Genomic DNA, 18,619 nt, shown 5'->3' on the forward strand with positions numbered 1-18,619 from the left:
CCAGGGTAAACCCCTCATTATCCACAGCAGCCTGTACTGCGTCCACCCACCTCATCAGACTCCCATGAGCACCCTTTTCGATTCCGTCGAACTCGCCCCGCGCGACCCCATTCTTGGCCTGAACGAACAATACAACGCTGATACGCGTCCCGGTAAAGTCAATCTGGGCGTGGGCGTGTACTACGACGATCAGGGTCGCATCCCCCTGCTGGGCGCGGTCCGCAAGGCCGAAGCCGCCCGCATCGAAGCCGCCGCCGCCCGCGGCTACCTGCCGATCGAAGGCATCGCCGGTTACAACAACGGCGCGCAAGCCCTGCTGCTGGGCAAGGATTCCGCGCTGGCCGCGGCCGGCCGCGTGCTGACCACTCAGGCCCTGGGCGGCACCGGCGCGCTGAAGATCGGCGCTGACTTCCTGCGCCAGCTGCTGCCGACCTCCAAGGTCCTGATCAGCGACCCCAGCTGGGAAAACCACCGCGCCCTGTTCGAGCGCGCCGGCTTCGAAGTCGGTACCTATTCGTACTACGACGCCGCCACCCGCGGCCTGAACTTCGATGCCATGCTGGCCGACCTGAAGGCCGCGCCGGCCAAGACCGTCGTCGTGCTGCATGCCTGCTGCCACAACCCGACCGGCGTGGACCCCACCGCCGACCAGTGGAAGCAGATCGCGGCCGTCGTGAAGGAAAACAATCTGGTCCCGTTCCTGGACATCGCCTACCAGGGCTTCGGCGACGGCCTGACCGAAGACGCTTCGGTCGTGCGCATGTTTGCCGATCTGGACCTGACCATGTTCATCAGCTCCTCGTTCTCGAAGTCGTTCTCGCTGTACGGCGAGCGCGTCGGCGCGCTGACGGTCGTCGCCGGCAGCAAGGACGAAGCCACCCGCGTGCTGAGCCAGCTCAAGCGCGTGATCCGCACCAACTACTCCAACCCGCCCACCCATGGCGGCACGGTGGTGTCGACGGTACTGAACACGCCTGAACTCTTCGCGATGTGGGAAGAGGAACTCGCCGGCATGCGCGACCGCATCCGCCTGATGCGCAAGCAACTGGTCGACAAGATCAAGGAACACGGCGGCAAGCAGGACTTCAGTTTCGTGCTGCAGCAGCGCGGCATGTTCTCGTACTCGGGCCTGACCGCGGCGCAAGTGGATCGCCTGCGCGAAGAGCATGGCGTGTATGCCGTCTCCAGCGGCCGCATCTGCGTGGCCGCGCTGAACAGCGGCAACATCGACAAGGTCGCCAAGGGCATCGCGGCCGTGCTGTAAGCCATTTGCAGCGCACAGGCCCACGCGGGCCTGCCGTCAGGAACGGGACCTTCGGGTCCCGTTTTTCTTTTGGTCCGGACCGGCTTTTTCTTTTGGTCCGGACCGGCTTCTTCTTTTGGTCCGGACCGGCTTGCTTTTTTGCGCTGCGTCCCCCAGAATGGCGCTGTATATATGTACAGTCCGCTAGCACCGGATCATCGCCATGGCCAGCAAACTCACTGATCGCCAACAACAAATCCTGGATCTCATCAGGCAGACCGTCACTCGCACCGGCTTCCCGCCGACGCGTGCCGAAATTGCCCTGGCCCTGGGTTTCCGTTCCCCCAACGCGGCGGAAGATCACCTCAAGGCGCTTGCCCGCAAGGGCGCCATCGAACTGACGGCCGGCGCGTCCCGCGGCATCCGCCTGAAAGACACCTCCCCTGCTCCCACGCAAAGCTCGCTGCCCATGCCGGGCCTGGCGCAGTTGCTGCTGCCGCTGGTCGGCCGCGTGGCCGCGGGCAGCCCCATCCTGGCTGCCGAGCACGTCGAACGCGAGGTCGGCGTCGATCCCAACCTGTTCGCCCAGACGCCCGACTACCTGCTCAAGGTGCGCGGCATGAGCATGCGTGACGCCGGCATCCTGGAAGGCGACCTGCTCGCCGTAAAGAAAGCCTCGGAAGCCCGCAACGGCCAGATCGTGGTGGCCCGCCTGGGCGACGACGTCACGGTCAAGCGCTTGCAGCGCCAAAACGGCCACATCGAACTACTGCCCGAAAACCCCGACTTCGAACCCATCGTGGTCGAAGCCGGCCAGGATTTCGCGTTGGAAGGCATCGCGGTGGGCCTGATCCGCACGCACGCGCTGCACTAGCCCCCACTACTCCCGCGTTTGCGCGCGGCATGAAAAAAACCCCGCCAAGAAATTGACGGGGTTTTTTGTTGGAAGCTATCCAGAAGGGGCGCCGCTTACCGGCGGCGTCCCTCCCGGTGTCCATCAGTGCTTGAGCACCGGGTCGGTCGAACCAGGTTCGGCAGGCTTGGCCACCAGGGGTTCCTTGACCGCTTCTTCCTCGGCCAGGGGCTCCGGCAGACGCTCCAGCGCCAGTTCCAGCACCTTGTCGATCCAGCGCACCGGCACGATCTCAAGGTGGTTCTTGACGTTGTCCGGGATCTCCGCCAAATCCTTGACGTTTTCTTCCGGGATCAAGACCGTCTTGATACCGCCACGGTGAGCCGCCAACAGCTTTTCCTTCAGGCCGCCGATGGGCAGGACTTCGCCGCGCAGCGTGATCTCGCCGGTCATGGCGACATCGGCGCGCACCGGAATGCGCGACAAGGCCGACACCATGGCCGTGGTGATCGCGATACCCGCGGACGGACCGTCCTTGGGCGTGGCGCCTTCCGGCACGTGCACGTGCATGTCGTGCTTTTCGAAGACGCTGTCGGCAAAGCCCAGACGGCGGGCGCGGGAACGCACCACGGTGCGGGCCGCCTCGACCGACTCCTTCATCACGTCGCCCAGCGAACCGGTGCGTTGGATGACGCCCTTGCCCGGCATGTCCGCGACTTCGATCGTCAGCAGGTCGCCGCCAACTTCCGTCCAGGCCAGACCCGTCACCTGACCGATCTGGTTTTCCTTTTCGGCCATGCCGAAGGCGTAACGGCGCACGCCCAGGAAATCGCTCAGGTTGTCGCCCGTGACGTTGACCGGCTTGACGTCGGCGGTCTTGCCTTCGGCCTTGGCGCGGTCGCTCTGGGTCAGCAACTGCTTGATGACCTTGCGGCAGATCTTGCCCACTTCGCGTTCGAGCGCACGCACACCGGCTTCGCGGGTGTAGTAGCGCACGATGTCGCGCAGCGCGCTGTCGTCGACCGTGAGTTCGCTATCCTTCACGCCGTTGTTCTTCATCAGCTTGGGCAGCAGATGGTCGCGGGCGATGTGGATCTTCTCTTCCTCGGTGTAACCCGACAGGCGGATCACTTCCATGCGGTCCAGCAGCGCCGGCGGAATGTTCAGCGTGTTGCTGGTAGCCACGAACATGACGTCGGACAGGTCGAAGTCGACTTCGATGTAGTGGTCCTGGAACGTGTGGTTCTGTTCCGGGTCCAGCACCTCGAGCAGCGCCGACGAGGGATCGCCGCGGAAATCCATGCCCAGCTTGTCGATTTCATCGAGCAGGAACAAGGGATTGCGCACGCCGACCTTCGACATGTTCTGGACGATCTTGCCCGGCATGGAGCCGATGTACGTACGACGGTGGCCACGGATCTCGGCTTCGTCGCGCACGCCGCCCAGCGCCATGCGCACGAACTTGCGGTTCGTCGCCTTGGCGATGGATTGGCCGAGCGACGTCTTGCCCACGCCCGGAGGGCCGACCAGGCACAGGATCGGCGCCTTCACCTTGTCCACGCGCTGTTGCACGGCAAGGTATTCCAGGATCCGTTCCTTGACCTTTTCCAGACCGTAGTGGTCATTGTCCAGCACCGTTTCGGCGTTGCTGATGGAATTGTTGATCTTGCTCTTCTTCCTCCAGGGGAGGTTGATGAGCGTATCGATGTAGTTGCGCACCACGGTGGCTTCGGCCGACATGGGCGACATGAGCTTGAGCTTTTTGAGCTCGGCATCGGCCTTCTTGCGCGCCTCTTTGGGCATATGGGCAGCGATGATCTTCTTTTCGAGCTCTTCGATGTCCGCGCCCTCTTCGCCTTCGCCCAACTCCTTCTGAATGGCCTTGACCTGCTCATTCAGGTAGTAGTCGCGCTGGCTCTTTTCCATCTGCTTCTTCACGCGGCCGCGAATCCGCTTTTCGACCTGGAGGATGTCGATTTCGGTTTCGAGTTGCGTGAGCAGACCTTCGAGGCGCTCGGAGGTGCCAACGATCTCGAGCATCTTCTGCTTCTGCTCGAGCTTCAAGGGAAGATGCGCGGCGATCGTGTCGGCCAGGCGTCCGGCATCATCGATGCCAGCCAGCGAGGTCAGGATCTCCGGGGGGATCTTCTTGTTCAGTTTTACGTACTGCTCGAACTGCGCGACGATGGCCCGGCGCAGGGCTTCGGTCTCGGAGCCTTGCATGGCGTCCGGTTCGATCGGCGACACCTGGCAGGTGAAATGCGAATCGGCATCTTCGATGCTGTTGATGCGGGCGCGCTGGGTGCCTTCGACCAGCACCTTGACGGTGCCGTCGGGCAGCTTGAGCATCTGCAGGATGCCGGCTACGCAGCCGATCTCGTAGACGTCTTCGGGGGTGGGATCATCCTTGCCGGCGGATTTCTGGGCCACCAGCATGATGCTCTTGCCCGCTTCCATCGCAACCTCGAGCGCGCGGATAGAGCGCGGACGGCCGACGAACAGCGGGATGACCATGTGCGGAAACACCACGACATCGCGCAGTGGAAGCAGGGGCAGGTCGATCGGGTCGGAAGGCAGGGTCTGGCTGGCAGACATAGGAGGTTCCTCGGTATGACTCGGCGTATCGGGGACGGGAGGCCTGGGTATACCCGGACAATCCACGTCGGTTACGTCTGTTATGGGAACAATAGCCGAAAATTCAAGATCTCGGCGCCTGGATCCCCCAAAGGCTGAAAAAAACCGCGGGGCGGCACCCTCAGTATGCAAGCGTCGCGCCTGCAGGAAAAGCGTGTTTGCACCCGGGAATGCGCCTTAGGCAAAAAAACCCGTTACAGGAACGGGCTTTTTTGAAATATCAGGCTGCGGCGTCGCGGACTTCTCCGCGCTCTGGCTTGTCTGAAGCCGCGTCCTCGTCGGCGTAGATGAGCAATGGCTTGCCCTCGCCTTCGATCGCGTTCTCGTCCAGCACCACGCGCTTGACGTTGCCCTGGGAAGGCAGGTCATACATGGTGTCGAGCAGGGCCTGCTCGATGATGGAACGCAGACCGCGCGCGCCCGTCTTGCGGCGCAGCGCCTTGCGGGCGATCGCCTTCAGGGCGGCGGGACGCACGTCGAGCTCGGCGCCTTCCATGGCGAACAGCTTCTGGAACTGCTTGAGCAAGGCGTTCTTGGGCTCGGTCAGGATTTGCACCAGGGCCGCTTCGTCCAGCTCGTCCAGGGTGGCGACCACCGGCAGACGGCCAACCAGTTCGGGGATCAGGCCGAACTTGATCAGGTCTTCGGGTTCGACTTCGGAGAACAGTTCGCCCACGCCGCGCTCCGACTTGGCGCGCACCGAGGCCGAAAAGCCGATGCCCGATTTCTCGGTGCGGTCGCGGATGACCTTTTCCAGTCCGTCGAAGGCGCCGCCCACGATGAACAGGATGTTGGTCGTGTCGACCTGGACGAAGTCCTGGTTCGGGTGCTTGCGGCCGCCCTGCGGGGGCACCGAGGCGACCGTGCCTTCGATCAGTTTCAGCAAGGCCTGCTGCACGCCCTCGCCCGATACGTCGCGGGTGATGGACGGGTTGTCGGACTTGCGGGAAATCTTGTCGATTTCGTCGATGTAGATGATGGCGCGCTGCGCCTTTTCCACTTCGTAGTTGCAGTTCTGCAGCAACTTCTGAATGATGTTCTCGACGTCTTCGCCCACGTAACCGGCCTCGGTCAGCGTGGTGGCGTCGGCCATGACGAAGGGCACGTTCAGCATGCGCGCCAGCGTCTGGGCCAGGAGCGTCTTGCCCGACCCGGTGGGGCCGATCAGCATGATGTTGCTCTTGGAGAGCTCGACTTCGTCGCCCTTGATCTCGCCGTGGCGGATGCGCTTGTAATGGTTGTAGACGGCCACGGCCAGCATGCGCTTGGGCGAGTTCTGCCCAATGACGTACTGGTCGAGGAAGGTCTTGATTTCAGCCGGAGTGGGCAGTTCGGAACGAATCGCCGCGCGCGCGGTGGCTTGCGCCTCCTCGCGGATGATGTCGTTGCAAAGATCTATGCATTCATCGCAGATGAATACCGACGGACCCGCGATCAGCTTGCGGACTTCATGCTGGCTTTTATTGCAAAACGAGCAATGCAGCACTTTTGCGTCTGCCGATCCCTTTTTTTCAGGCATATATGTTCGTATCTCAGGTAAAGATGCGCCAGGCCGGCTAAAGGCCTAGCGCATGCGCTTACTCAAACGTGGTGGCAGCGGGTTCGGGTCAACCGGGAAGTCAGCCTTCCGAGCGGGAGGTCATAACCTTGTCCACCAGTCCATACGATACCGCATCTTCGGCCGACATGAAGTTGTCACGCTCCGTGTCTATGCCGATGCGTTCCATGGTCTGGCCGGTATTGTCGGCCAGGATGCGGTTCAGGCGTTCACGCAGGTCCAGGATCTCGCGAGCCTGGATCTGGATGTCCGAAGCCTGCCCCTGGGCGCCGCCCGAGGGCTGGTGGATCATGATGCGCGAGTTGGGCAGCGTGAAGCGCTTGCCCTTCTTGCCTGCCGCCAGCAGGAACGCGCCCATGCTGGCCGCCAGGCCGGTGCAAAGGGTGGACACGTCCGGCTTGACGAATTGCATGGTGTCAAAGATGGCCATTCCCGCATACACCGACCCGCCGGGCGAGTTGATGTACAGGGAAATGTCCTTGTCAGGATTCTCCGATTCCAGGAACAGCAACTGCGCCACGACCAGGTTGGCCGTTGCGTCATTGACCGGACCCACCAGGAAAATGAGCCGCTCGCGGAGCAGACGCGAATAGATGTCGTAGGCGCGTTCGCCGCGCCCCGACTGCTCGATCACCATGGGAATGTAGCCCAGGCCGGTGGGGGTCACCGAAGACCCGCCATTCATTGCCGCATAGAAATCGGTGAATCTCTGCATAGTGTTACGCCATCCCCATCAACTGATCGAAAGGCACCTTCTCTTCGGTGACCTTGGCCTTTTCAAGCACGTGCGCGACGACATTGTCTTCCAGCACGATAGCCTCGATTTCAGCACGACGCTGGCGGTCGGCCAGGTAATAGCTGACAACCTGTGCGGGTTGTTCGTAGTTCTCGGCGAACTCTTCGATACGCGCACGGACTTGTTCGGGCTTGGCTTGCAGCTGGGCTTGCTTGACCAGTTCCGACACCAGCAGGCCCAGGCGCACGCGGCGCTCGGACTCGGTGGCGAAGGCTTCGGCCGGGATCGGCACGGATTCGGCGTTGGGGATGCCGCGCTGCTTCAGCTCTTCGCGGGCGGCGGCGACACGGCCTTGCACGTCGTTGTCGACCAGGGCCTTCGGCACGTCGAACTTGCCGGCTTCGACCAGGGCGTCCATGACGCTGGACTTGGTGCGGCCAGCCGAACGGACCTTGACTTCGCGCTCGATGTTGCTGCGGATGTCGGCCTTCAGCTTTTCGATGTCGCCTTCGGCCTGGCCGAGGGACTTGGCGAATTCGCCGTTCAGTTCGGGCAGCACGCCTTCAGCCACTTCCTTGACGGTGATGGTGAATTCGGCGGTCTTGCCGGCAACTTCCTTGCCCTGGTAGTCATCGGGGAACTTGAGCGGGAAGACCTTGCTTTCGCCAGCCTTCAGGCCGCGGGCGGCTTCTTCGAATTCGGGCAGCATGCGGCCTTGGCCGAGCACGAACGGGAAGGCTTCGGCCTTGCCGCCTTCGAACGGCACGCCGTCGATGGTGCCGGCGAAGTCCAGCGTGACGCGGTCGCCGTCTTGCGAGGCGCGGCCTTCACGGGCTTCGAACGTGGCGCGCTGCTTGCGCAGGACGTCCAGGGTCTGCTGCACTTCGGCGTCGGTGACGGCCGTTTCGTAGCGGGTGACGGCCAGGGCCGACAGATCCGGCACGGCGACTTCGGGGTAGACCTCGAACGTGGCGGTGAACGCCAGCGTGTCGTCGGCAACGCCTTCAGTCTTGGGCTCGAGGTTCGGGGCGCCGGCGACGCGCAGCTTGGCGCCATCGACAGCTTGTTCAAAGGCACGGCCAACTTGGCTATTGATCACGTCGTAGCGGATGCCGGGGCCATGGCTGCGCTCGAGCATGGCGAGCGGAGCTTTGCCCGGACGGAAGCCGGGGACCTTGGCGGTCCGGGCCACGCGCTTCAATTGCGCCTGGACTTCCTTTTCGACGTCGGCCACCGAGACGGCCAGATCAACACGGCGCTCCAGGCCGGAGAGGGTTTCAACCACAGGCTGCATTAAAAGACCTATTTTCCGAGAGATAAAGAGATGACGGGCGGATAAACGGGGCATTTTACCGGAAACTTCCGGTCCCCTGACGCAAAGGGGCGCGAGCACCCGGATAAGTCCGGATACTCGCGCCCCGTTTTCCACCCGGGACGGGAGAATATACGTCAGCCAGAAAGCCTTATTTGGCCTTGGCGATGCGCTCTTCGATGTGCTGCGCGCGCTTGGCCGAGGACGGATGCGAGCTCATCATGTCGCTCTTGCCGCCGTCCAGCTCAGCCAGCTTCTGGAACGCGGTCACCAGGCCGCGGGTGTTCAGGCCCTTGGCCTGCAGCTGGTCGAACGAGTAATCGTCGGCGGCGCTTTCCTGCGACTGCGAGAACTGCGCGTTGATGAACTTCTCGGTCAGGTCGCCCAGTTGCGACGAGCTGAGCGCGGCCACGGTGGCGCCGCCTGCCGCATTGGCGGCATCGCGCGCGGCGGAAACGGTGTAGGCAGTCTGCATCGCCTTCTTGCTGTGGCCCAGCGCGACGTGGCCGATTTCGTGGCCCACCACGCCCATCACCTCATCGTCGGTCATCATGTCCATCAGGCCGCTGTAGACGCGGATGCAGCCGTTGGCCATGGCCCAGGCGTTGACGTCCTTGGTGATGTAGACCTTGTAGCTGGCCTTCTGGCCGTTGACCGTGCCGCCCAGTTGCTTGGCGATCTTCTGCAGACGGGCGTCGTACTTGCTGCCGGGAGCGGCGATCTTTTCCTGGGAATCGCTCTGCGCGCAAGCCTTGTCCGACAGGGTCTTGATCTCGGCATCGCTCAGCGTGGCAGCTTGAACGACCTTGCTGCCGGCGCCGACCAGGCCGCCGATGTCCAAAGCCTGGGAGGCGGAGAAAGGGGCGAGCGCAACGCCCAGGGCGGCGACGGTGTAGCGGATCTTCATGGGAACAAACTCCTCTTTACTGGCTCTATGCGAACGAGGCCGCAATTCTATATACGACCAATGCGCACCAAGCGTTTCGCCACACAGTTTCGCAAATGCCAGTTTTCCTTACATAAAACCCGAACAGGATTTGCGCAATCGTGCTAGCGGGTATTCCCTTGGATCAGGGCCTCTCAAAGAAACTGATATCTGCGGCAACGCGGCGTTGATAGAATTGCGCCCGCCATTTTTTCGCATACACCATAGGGCTCGCACCCAAATGATCTCCAACACCCCTCCCCGCCTGGGCCTGCTGCCCAGCCTGATCTTCAGCTCGCGCTGGCTGCAACTGCCCCTGTACCTGGGATTGATCGTCGCGCAAGGCGTCTACGTCATGCTGTTCCTGAAAGAGCTCTGGCACCTGGTGACGCACGCCAGCAGCTTCGGCGAAATGGAGATCATGCTGATCGTGCTGGGCCTGATCGACGTGGTGATGATCTCGAACCTGCTGGTCATGGTGATCGTGGGCGGCTACGAAACCTTCGTGTCCCGCCTGCGCCTGCAAGGCCACCCGGACCAGCCGGAATGGCTCAGCCACGTGAACGCCAGCGTGCTCAAGGTCAAGCTGGCCATGGCCATCATCGGCATCTCCTCGATCCACCTGCTGCGCACCTTCATCGAGGCCGGCACGCTGGGCACGCCCAACGCGCGCTTCTCCGAGGCCGGCGTGATGTGGCAGACCATCATCCACGCCCTCTTCATCCTGTCGGCGCTGGGAATTGCGCTGGTGGACAAGCTGGCCACGCCACCGGCGAACCACGCGAAGCACTGACGCCGGCAAGCGCCCCAGAGGCGCGCCCGCCCGGCAACAAAAAAAGCCCCCGCACATTGCGTGCGGGGGCTTTTTTCTGGGCGGAGCGCCGGGCCGGCCCGGGGCGCTGCCCTGCGAAGGTCAGGCCGCTACCTTGATGTTCTTTGCGCTGGGACCCTTGGGGCCGGTACCGACCTCAAAGGTGACGCGCTGGTTTTCCTGCAGCGACTTGTAGCCTTCGCTGCGGATTTCCGAGTAGTGAGCGAAAAGATCCTTGCTGCCATCATCGGGCATGATGAAACCATAACCCTTTTCGGCGTTGAACCACTTAACGATGCCGGTTGCCATGGAGTGTCCTTGAACCTAGAAAAAGCGATTGCTCGCGGGGCGCCAGATCATCAAGGATGGGAGAGGAAGCAACCGCAGTACCACTGACGGCGACAAGTGAAACGCAGACCGCGTCGCTTGAAAATCTCGCTGAACCCAGTGTATTGGCGAACCCCGAAAAACGTCAAACATCCGCAAATTCAGGAGCACCGCCAAAGCAGCGGAGAAGCAAGGCCGGCGCGGGTTTGACACCGCCAGGCAGCCCGGAAATTTTCAACTTGGCACGCGTAGACACATGCGGATACCTGCTGCCGGAAAGGCGCCTGGACCCACGTGCCGCGCGCGGTGCGCCTACCCCGCAAACCCGCCGGAATCGAGAAACTCCTGCTCCGCCTGCGTAGTTTGCCGGCCCAACGCGGCATTGCGATGGGGAAAGCGCCCGAAGCGCTTGATGATGTCGCGATGCAGGACCGCCCAGCGCAGCGAGTCGGCGTCCAATGGTTCCATCAAGGCCACGGCGCGGTTTTGCGCGGCGAGGTTCTCCGCGTGCTCGAAGGGCAGGTAGAAAAACTGACGCAGTTGCGGGTCCACCCCCAGATCATGGCCGGCCGCGATGGCCCGGTCGGCGAAGTACTGGGCCAAAGGGTCCGTGGCGAACATGTGCGCCGTCCCCCGGTAGGCGTTGCGCGGAAACTGGTCCAACAGGACCATCAGGGCCAAGGCGCCGGTGGCATCGTCCAGCCACGCATCCAACTGGCGCGCGGCCGCAGCCATGTGGGCGGCCTCGAAACGGGCGCGGAAGGCTGCGTCGAAGTCCGCGCTCTTGTTGAACCACTGTTGCGGGCCGGCATCGCGCCAGAACGCCACCACCTCGTGGGGCTGCGGAACGATTTGCGTGGCGGGGGTAGAAGTCATGAGCGCGCATATCCTGAAGTCGAAAGCAAGGCCGACAATAACAGAGACGCGCACCATATTAGGATCCATACACCGAATGAATGAATCGGGTGTGACTTGGAAACCTGAATAACGCACTCTAGGGATTACCCTGAGATTACGAGCGCAGCGATACTTTCCATGTTTAGGAACGCTGCGGCAGAAAACAAAAAAGCCCCACGAGGGGGCTTCTATCGAAAACTCAGACCCTTACAGGACCTGGATCTTCGTAGCTTGCGGGCCCTTGGGGCCGTTGGCCGTCACAAAGCTGACGCGCTGGTTCTCTTCCAGAGACTTGAAGCCCGAGCCCTGAATTTCGGAGAAGTGAGCGAACAGATCCTTACCACCCGCTTCCGGAGTGATGAAGCCATAGCCCTTTTCCGAGTTGAACCACTTAACGACGCCGGTTTCCATACTGTATTTCCTAGAGATAATGGGCAAATGCCCGGAGGTCACGAATCAATCAAGGAGGGGACAGTAGAACAATAACGCTGAGCCGGAAAAGGCACGGCACTGAACGAAAATCGCAACGCTTGTGATCGTGTGCCGACACTATCGTTAGGTTCCCCTCACAAGTCAACATAATCCTAAAAAATGCGTGCCAATAATGCAACAAAGAGAAACTGCACGCGGATTCCACACATTTTCATAGGCAATAAGAAGTCCTGCATAGGTGTTTACACCCACGCATCATAAAAAAACAATCTAGGCTTATATAAATGCCGCCTGCCCGCGTACGAGGATTTCTTCATACGCCGTTCGGGCTAGCACTTTGGTTTGCCGCCAGGCTTACTCGTCGATAGGTAAACCCAGCAGATCGAGCGCCGCGCCGAAAGCATCGGGACCCGAGCAAAGGAAAACCGCCACGTCGCCGGGATTCATATTCTCCAGGACTTGGTCGATCTGTTCTTGCGCATTATCAACATTGTCGACACTAGAGGCGTGTATGTCAGCCCCTGCTTCGACTTTTTCACGCGGCACGATGTCTGCGATCGCATTGAGATCCGCCACGCCTTCCAGGACGTAGACGCTGATGCTCTCGCCATCCAGCGTGGTGTGCAGCTCGACGCCGCCCGCTACGTCGGCAACCTGCCGACTTACTATTTCCATGATCACTCTTCCTTGACTTGCGGGCGCTGCCCGCCTGGGCACGCACCTTGCAGGTGCACTCGCACGCCCAGGCGCGACTATAACAGCCTTGGGCTAATGCTTCTTGACAGTAGGACCAAGCGACTGCCGCGCGGCGCCGGAGGTGGCGGCAACGGAACGGGTCCGCACCCCGGCATCGGCCAGAACCCGGACCAGCGGCTTCTGCGCCGCCAGGAAGCGGTCCTTCTCCTCGCCGGCAAGCTTGCAGACGAACATCTGGGCCAGGAGCTGCGTACGGCGGGCCTTGCGGTTGCCGGCCTCCTGGGCCAGCCAGTCGCCGACCCACGCCGCCGCCGCATCCGCATCGCCCTGCAGCTTGATATGGCCAAGCAGATCGAACACGGTCACGCCTTCGATGCGGCCGTCCTCGCTGCGCGTGAGAAAGAGCTTGGCGGCCTGGCCCGTGTAGCCGGGGATCAGCGCGAGGCAATCGCGCTCTGCGGGTTTCTTCATGGAATCTGCATGTATCGGTTATCGAGAACCCTGGACTGTAACCCGGCTGCGGCCCCTGTCGCGTCGCGGCAATGGATCTCTGCTATCGTCGGCCTGTCTTTTACCCCCAATGAATGGTGGACAACATGCAACGTGATTTCGACCTGGTCGTCACTATCCTGGGCGCCCTGCGCGACGCCCCCGGCCCCAACCTGAGCACGCACGACATCAAGAACGTGGCCCTGGCGCCGCATCCCGAAGAGCAAGGCCTGCAACTGATTGCGCATCACCTCGACCTGCTGGAAGACGCGGGCCTGGTCAAGCAGATCAGCGAGACGGCGGCCACTGCGGGCGCGACGCGCTGGCGCATCACCTGGAAGGGCTACGACGCCCTGGAACAGGATGAAGAAGACGAAGACGACGAAGATTTCGACGCCGAAGAATAAGGCGCGAAGCGCTCAGCGGCGCAAGAGTATGCGCCGCGTGAGCAGCGATGCGGCGGCGCCGATCACCAGGCTGAACATGAAGGCGGCGATCGACAGCATCGCCGACAGTTCGCTGAAGCCGCCGTGGCGGGACAGCAGGAACACCGCCACGCCCACCGCCGCGGCCAGCGCGACAACCCCCAGCAGCACCCGCTTGACGGAGCCCAGGCGCCCGCATAGCGAGCCGCCTGCCAGCGCCGCCGCCACCATAGCGGCCATGGACCAGAACAGGTATTCGTACTGCATGCGGACGGTCTCCCCCGAAGGTATTGAGGCGCAGGCATTATAGGCGTCCGCCTGCGCGGTCCGCCGCGGGCTAGGCGACGGCGACCACGCTGATCTCCACCTGGGCGCCGTAGTGCAGCTCGCGGGTGGGCACAATGGCCCGCGCGGGCCGGTGAGCGCCGAAGCACTCCTCGTAGACTTGGTTGACCTCGTCCCAAAGCGCCACGTCCGGGATGTACACGGTCACGCTGGCGACCGCGGCAAGCGACGCGCCGGCCGCTTCGAGTATGGCGCGAACACTGCGCAGCGCTTCCCGGGTCTGGGCCGCGGCGCCATCGGCCAGCGCTGGTCGCGCGCCCGGCGCAGCGGGCGGCAGGAAGCCCAATTGCCCCGAAACGAATATGAAACCGTTGGCGCGGACCGCCTGCGAATAATGGCCCGCGGGCGGCGTGGCCCGATTCGTATGGATGAGATCCATGCATGCCTCCTCGTGAAAGGCGGCTTACCAGCCGCGAAAGCGTTCCCAATGCGCCACCACCCCGGACGAATCCGGACGCACGACCTCGTAGGCATCATGCTGGGCGCAGGTCGCGCAGGCGTGATTGGGCACGATGCGCAGCTTCGCCCCCAGCGGCAGCTCGGGCAAGGCGGCGCCGCTGCCAGGACGCACCTTGATGATGCCCTGCTCCTGGTTGGTCTCGGCCAGCAGCAAGTCGGGATAGACCGTGCCGCTGGCGTCGCACACCAGGCCGTACAGTTGGTCCACCCGCTGCTTGGCCGTGCCCCGGTCGCGCGACATGGCCATCCATCCGGCATCCACCAGGATCCAGCCCTTGTCCGGCTGATGGCCGATCACGGTCGTCAACACCGTGGCGGCGATGTCGTCGACCGTACACACGCCCAGCCCGGCCATCACCAGATCGAAGAATACGTATACGCCCGCGCGCACTTCGGTCACGCCATCGAGCTTGCGGGCGAAATGCGCGGTGGGGGTGGATCCCACGCTGACCACGGGACATGGCAGGCCAGCCTGGCGGATCGCCTCGGCGCAACTCACGGCCGCCACGCGCTCCTGCTCGGCCATGTCGGCAATGGCGTCGACGCTATCGCAGCCGTACGACTCGCCGGCGTGCGTCATGACGCCGCGCAGGCACGCGCCGTCCTCATGCAGGACGCGCGCAATCGCCAGCAACTGTGCCGTATTACCCGGCTGCACCCCGGCGCGATGGCCGTCGCAGTCGATCTCGATCAGTGCCGGGATGGCGTCGCCAGCATCCCTCCCCCGCTGGGCGACGGCGCGCGCCGCTTCGAGGCTGTCCACCACCACGGTGAGATCCACGCCGCGGCGGCGCAGCGCCAGCACGCGGTCCAGCTTTGCTGGCGACACGCCCACGGCGTACAGCAGGTCGGTGACGCCGGCAGCCGCGAACTGTTCGGCCTCCTGCAGCGTGGACACGGCGGCCGGCCCCTGGGGTGTAGACATGAGCCGGCGCGCGACATCTATCGATTTGGGCGTCTTCAGGTGCGGACGCAGTTGCACCCCGTGCCCGGCCATCAGCGCATTCAGACGATCGATGTTGCGCATCATGCGCGTCTCGTCGAGCAGCAGGCACGGGGTATCCAGGGTCTCGAGGGAGGAAGGCGTGGCGTTCTGGTTCATGGCGTTCTCGGCATGGCGTATCGGGGAATGGCTGAAGTATGGCGCGACGGCGGTTCCGCGTGTTTAATCTAGACTTAATCATCCATTAATCCATGCCTGCATGATTACGACTGAAGACCTGCGTTTCTTCCTTAGCCTGGCCGCCACCCGCTCGCTGGCCGAAGCGGCGCGCGCGCTGGATGTCACGCCTCCCGCAGTCACCCAAAGACTGCATACGCTGGAAAAACGGCTGGGGGTCAGGCTGGTCAACCGTTCGGGACGCGGCACCGCGCTGACCGACGAAGGCAGGCTGCTGGCGCTGCGGGCGGAACAGATCTGCGGCGAACTGGGCGACCTGGCCGACGAACTGGCAGGCCGCAGGGGCGTGGTGGCAGGCCATCTGCGCGTGGTCGCGCCGCTAGGATTCGGGCAGCGCTACATCGCTGGGTTGGTCGCCGAGTTCCGCAGCCAAAGCGCGGACGTGACCGCCAGCCTGACGCTATCCGACGGGCCGCCGCGGCTGGCTTCCGATGACTGGGATGTGATGGTTCACATCGGCGAGCTGCGCGATTCGACATTGGTCGCGTACCCGCTGGCGCCCAATCGCCGGATCCTGTGCGCGGCGCCCTCCTACCTGGCGCGCCACGGCGCTCCTGCCAAGCCCGAGGACCTGCGCGGGCACGACTGCATCGCGCTGCGCGAGAACGATGAAGACGTGACCTTGTGGCGCTTCAAGCATGGACGCGGCCCGGCCGTGGGGGTGCGCGTGGCGCCGGTGCTGTCCAGCAATGCCGGGGAAACCGCCGTGGAGTGGGCCCTGGCCGGGCACGGCATCATCGTGCGCTCGGAATGGGATGTGGCCACGCATCTGCAGGCGCGCGCGCTGGTGCCGCTGCTGCCCGGCTGGACCTTGCCGTCGGCCGACGTGGTGGCCCTGGTGAAATCGCGCCAGGAACTGCCCGCGCGCACGGCCGGCTTTCTGGCGCATCTGCGCGCCGCCTTTGCAACGGCGCCCTGGCGCGCCTAGTCGAGCATGGCCTCGGCCTCGATCTCGATCAGCCATTCCGGCAGCGACAGGCCGCTGACGATGATCCACGATGAGGGCGGAGGATCTTTCTTGAAGCGGTCGCGCAGCGCCTGCGCAATGACTTCCTGATCCTCCCTGGCCGTTTCGCAGATGTAGATGCGCAGCATGATCACCTGCGCCAAAGTGCCGCCGGCCGCAGCCAGCACGCGCTCGACATTGTCCAGCGCGGCTTCGGTCTGCTCCTGCAGGCCCGGCCCCGCCGTACGCTCGTTGATGTCGACGCCAACCTGGCCGGACAGCAGCATGCGGCGCTGCCCCGTGACGATGACGGCCTGGCTGAATCCATACTGGACGGTGTTGAACACGGTGTCGGGATTGACGACTGTTCTGGACATGCGGTTCTCCTTGCGGCGCGCCTGGTGAGGGCGCCGGACTCCCCATTCTATCGGCCGGCCTGGTCAGGCGCCGGCGCGACCGGCCACGGGACTGCGTCCCACCGGCATGGCGGCCAGCAGCACGATGGCGCCCGCCCCTACCGCCGTCCAGAATCCCGCGCCCACGCCGTAGTGGTCGACCACCCAGCCCGCCAGCGCCGCGCCCGCCGCGACGCCCGCACCCAGGCCAGTCACCAGCCACGTCAGGCCTTCCGTCAGGCGATGGCCAGGCACGCTGCTTTCCACCAGCGCCATCGCGATGATCATGGTCGGCGCGAACGACAGGCCGGCCAGCAGCACGCCCAGCACCAGGGTCAGCAGATCGTTCACCAGCAGCAGCGGAACCGTGGTGAACGCCGTGACCGCCGCCGCGACCACAAGCAGGCGGGCCAGCGGCATCTGGAACTTCAGTACGCCGAACACCAGGCCGGCCACGCAGGAACCCAGGGCATAGGCCGACAGCACCAGGCTGGCGCCGGCCGGCATGCCCTGCTGCCGGGCAAAGGCGACGCTCAGGACGTCGATGGTGCCGACGATGACGCCCATGGCGGCCATCATCGCCAGCAGGGACCGCATCGGCGGCATGCGCAACACCGACGCCTGACGCCCTTCCTGCGTAAACCGCACGGCAGGCGCCGTGGCCCGCTGCAGCACGAAGGCCGTGACGCCCACCGCGAGCAGTAGCGCCGCGAACAAGGGGCCAGCCTGCGGAAAGAACAGCGCGCTCAGCCCGACGGCCAGCGGCGGGCCGACGATGAAGCTCAGCTCGTCGGCCACGGACTCCAGCGCGTAGGCAGTGCGCAACTGCGGCTGGTCCCTGAATATCTCGGTCCAGCGCGCGCGTATCATCGCCGGCATGCTGGGCAAGGCGCCAGCCAGCGCGGCGAAGACAAACAGGGTCCACTCGGGCGCATTCCATTGCACGCAGGCCGCCAGGCCAACCAGCCCCGCGACGCACAGGCCCGCGGCTACCGGCAGCACCCTGCCCTGGCCATGGCGGTCCACCAGGCGGGAAATCCGCGGCGCCAGCAAGGCCGTGGCCAGCGCAAACGTGGCGGCGACGGCGCCCGCCAACGCGTAGGACCCGCGCACCTCGGACAGCATGGTGATGATGCCGATGCCGATCATGGGCAAAGGCAGGCGGGCGATGGCGCCGGCCAGGACAAAACCCAGTGCGCCGGGCGCCTGGAACAACTCGCGATACGGATTCGACACCGGAAACCTTTGATTGCCATGGACAGCGGCATCGTATTCACATACGATGCGTATGTCAATTTACATACGTATCGTATGTGCATGGAGAGAGCATGACGCGTTCCCGCGCCGAGATGATCGAAGCCACCCGCGCGAAACTGTTGGCCACGGCCCGGCAAGCCTTCCGCGATGTCGGCTATGCGGCCACGTCCATGGACGACTTCACGGCGGCGGCGGGGTTGACCCGGGGCGCCCTGTACCACCACTTCGGCGACAAGAAAGGCCTGCTCGCCGCCGTGGTCGAACAGATCGACGGCGAAATGGACCAGCGCCTGGCGGCCATCGCAGCGCAGGCGCCCGATGCCTGGTCCGCCTTGCAGGGACGCTGCCGCGCGTATCTGCAGATGGCGGCCGAAACCGAGATCCGGCGCATCGTGCTGCAAGATGCACGGGCGGTGCTGGGCGGGGCGGCGGACGGCTCGCAGCAACACTGCATTGCTTCCCTCGCCGCGCTGTTGCAGACGATGATGGATCAGGACCTGATCGAAGCCGCCGCGCCGCAGGCGCTGGCGCGGCTGATCAACGGCAGCCTGGTCGAAAGTGCCTTCTGGATCGCGCAGGACGCCGAGGACGGCCCGCGTCTGGCGCAGGCCTTGCAGGCGCTGGACCTGCTGTTGCGCGGCTTGCTCAAGCGCTGACCGCCGCCGCGGCGAGGACTGCGGCGCTCGTACACAGCGTTTG

21 protein-coding genes are annotated in these 18,619 nt (G+C 63.9%); 6 read left to right on the forward strand and 15 right to left on the reverse strand.

The genetic code is table 11. The annotated features are described in order from the left end of the window. Window positions 1-64 precede the first annotated feature (64 nt). Window positions 65-1,264 (forward strand): amino acid aminotransferase, encoded by a 1,200-nt coding sequence (locus HV766_RS14760; RefSeq protein WP_054456103.1) that lies wholly within the window; start codon window positions 65-67, stop codon window positions 1,262-1,264. 202 nt (window positions 1,265-1,466) lie between these two features. Continuing rightward, window positions 1,467-2,117 (forward strand): transcriptional repressor LexA, encoded by a 651-nt coding sequence (gene lexA, locus HV766_RS14765; RefSeq protein WP_054456101.1) that lies wholly within the window; start codon window positions 1,467-1,469, stop codon window positions 2,115-2,117. Window positions 2,118-2,240: 123 nt separating this feature from the next. Here the strand turns inward: lexA and lon are convergent, their stop codons facing one another. The 5 genes from lon to loiP form a co-directional block, all read right to left on the reverse strand. Next, complete coding sequence (gene lon / locus HV766_RS14770) at window positions 2,241-4,691, reverse strand: endopeptidase La (protein ID WP_175181414.1); 2,451 nt, start codon at window positions 4,689-4,691, stop codon at window positions 2,241-2,243. 259 nt (window positions 4,692-4,950) lie between these two features. Continuing rightward, window positions 4,951-6,249, reverse strand: coding sequence for an ATP-dependent Clp protease ATP-binding subunit ClpX (clpX, locus tag HV766_RS14775; RefSeq protein ID WP_054456097.1), 1,299 nt, complete (start codon window positions 6,247-6,249; stop codon window positions 4,951-4,953). A 100-nt stretch (window positions 6,250-6,349) separates the two neighbouring features. Next, on the reverse strand, window positions 6,350-7,003 hold the full coding sequence (clpP, locus tag HV766_RS14780; RefSeq protein WP_054456095.1) for an ATP-dependent Clp endopeptidase proteolytic subunit ClpP: 654 nt from the start codon (window positions 7,001-7,003) through the stop codon (window positions 6,350-6,352). Between the two features lie 4 nt (window positions 7,004-7,007). After that, on the reverse strand, window positions 7,008-8,318 hold the full coding sequence (tig, locus tag HV766_RS14785; protein ID WP_054456093.1) for a trigger factor: 1,311 nt from the start codon (window positions 8,316-8,318) through the stop codon (window positions 7,008-7,010). 169 nt (window positions 8,319-8,487) lie between these two features. Beyond that, window positions 8,488-9,243, reverse strand: coding sequence for a metalloprotease LoiP (gene loiP / locus HV766_RS14790; protein ID WP_054456090.1), 756 nt, complete (start codon window positions 9,241-9,243; stop codon window positions 8,488-8,490). A gap of 259 nt (window positions 9,244-9,502) precedes the next feature. On the opposite strand from loiP, the gene HV766_RS14795 reads away from it, so the two are divergent. Beyond that, window positions 9,503-10,054 (forward strand): TIGR00645 family protein, encoded by a 552-nt coding sequence (locus HV766_RS14795; RefSeq protein WP_054456088.1) that lies wholly within the window; start codon window positions 9,503-9,505, stop codon window positions 10,052-10,054. A gap of 120 nt (window positions 10,055-10,174) precedes the next feature. Here HV766_RS14795 and HV766_RS14800 read toward each other — a convergent pair whose 3' ends face one another. From HV766_RS14800 to HV766_RS14820, 5 genes are all read right to left on the reverse strand, one after another. Continuing rightward, the gene (locus HV766_RS14800) at window positions 10,175-10,381 is read right to left on the reverse strand and encodes a cold-shock protein (RefSeq protein WP_006225311.1); all 207 of its coding nucleotides are present in this window, start codon (window positions 10,379-10,381) and stop codon (window positions 10,175-10,177) included. A gap of 330 nt (window positions 10,382-10,711) precedes the next feature. Continuing rightward, the gene (locus HV766_RS14805) at window positions 10,712-11,275 is read right to left on the reverse strand and encodes a DUF924 family protein (protein WP_054456086.1); all 564 of its coding nucleotides are present in this window, start codon (window positions 11,273-11,275) and stop codon (window positions 10,712-10,714) included. Between the two features lie 228 nt (window positions 11,276-11,503). Next, window positions 11,504-11,707: a cold-shock protein gene (locus HV766_RS14810; RefSeq protein ID WP_006220190.1), complete on the reverse strand. Its 204-nt coding sequence runs from the start codon at window positions 11,705-11,707 to the stop codon at window positions 11,504-11,506. 375 nt (window positions 11,708-12,082) lie between these two features. Continuing rightward, the gene (locus tag HV766_RS14815) at window positions 12,083-12,403 is read right to left on the reverse strand and encodes a hypothetical protein (RefSeq protein ID WP_054456085.1); all 321 of its coding nucleotides are present in this window, start codon (window positions 12,401-12,403) and stop codon (window positions 12,083-12,085) included. A gap of 93 nt (window positions 12,404-12,496) precedes the next feature. Continuing rightward, on the reverse strand, window positions 12,497-12,895 hold the full coding sequence (locus HV766_RS14820) for a hypothetical protein (RefSeq protein WP_054456082.1): 399 nt from the start codon (window positions 12,893-12,895) through the stop codon (window positions 12,497-12,499). Window positions 12,896-13,020: 125 nt separating this feature from the next. Between HV766_RS14820 and HV766_RS14825 the strand changes: the two genes are divergently transcribed. After that, window positions 13,021-13,320 carry a DUF2513 domain-containing protein gene (locus HV766_RS14825; RefSeq protein WP_054456477.1) on the forward strand — a complete coding sequence of 100 codons (300 nt, stop codon included), beginning with the start codon at window positions 13,021-13,023 and terminating at the stop codon, window positions 13,318-13,320. A 12-nt stretch (window positions 13,321-13,332) separates the two neighbouring features. Here HV766_RS14825 and HV766_RS14830 read toward each other — a convergent pair whose 3' ends face one another. The 3 genes from HV766_RS14830 to HV766_RS14840 form a co-directional block, all read right to left on the reverse strand. Then, on the reverse strand, window positions 13,333-13,605 hold the full coding sequence (locus HV766_RS14830) for a hypothetical protein (RefSeq protein ID WP_054456080.1): 273 nt from the start codon (window positions 13,603-13,605) through the stop codon (window positions 13,333-13,335). 70 nt (window positions 13,606-13,675) lie between these two features. Beyond that, entirely contained in the window at window positions 13,676-14,062 is a 387-nt protein-coding gene (locus tag HV766_RS14835; protein WP_054456078.1) for a RidA family protein, read from the reverse strand. Window positions 14,063-14,086: 24 nt separating this feature from the next. Then, a complete protein-coding gene (locus HV766_RS14840; protein ID WP_054456077.1) occupies window positions 14,087-15,244 on the reverse strand; it encodes a DSD1 family PLP-dependent enzyme in 1,158 nt (385 codons plus the stop codon). 100 nt (window positions 15,245-15,344) lie between these two features. Here HV766_RS14840 and HV766_RS14845 point away from each other — a divergent pair, with 100 nt between their 5' ends. Beyond that, entirely contained in the window at window positions 15,345-16,250 is a 906-nt protein-coding gene (locus HV766_RS14845; protein WP_054456075.1) for a LysR family transcriptional regulator, read from the forward strand. Here the strand turns inward: HV766_RS14845 and HV766_RS14850 are convergent. Further along, a complete protein-coding gene (locus tag HV766_RS14850) occupies window positions 16,247-16,645 on the reverse strand; it encodes a RidA family protein (protein ID WP_054456073.1) in 399 nt (132 codons plus the stop codon). The genes HV766_RS14845 and HV766_RS14850 overlap by 4 nt on opposite strands. A gap of 63 nt (window positions 16,646-16,708) precedes the next feature. Further along, on the reverse strand, window positions 16,709-17,899 hold the full coding sequence (locus HV766_RS14855) for an MFS transporter (protein WP_175181415.1): 1,191 nt from the start codon (window positions 17,897-17,899) through the stop codon (window positions 16,709-16,711). A 92-nt stretch (window positions 17,900-17,991) separates the two neighbouring features. On the opposite strand from HV766_RS14855, the gene HV766_RS14860 reads away from it, so the two are divergent. Further along, window positions 17,992-18,576: a TetR/AcrR family transcriptional regulator gene (locus tag HV766_RS14860; protein ID WP_175181416.1), complete on the forward strand. Its 585-nt coding sequence runs from the start codon at window positions 17,992-17,994 to the stop codon at window positions 18,574-18,576. Window positions 18,577-18,619 lie beyond the last annotated feature (43 nt).

Origin of the sequence: Achromobacter aegrifaciens, assembly GCF_902859735.1 — a bacterium.
GTDB lineage: Bacteria > Pseudomonadota > Gammaproteobacteria > Burkholderiales > Burkholderiaceae_B > Achromobacter > Achromobacter aegrifaciens.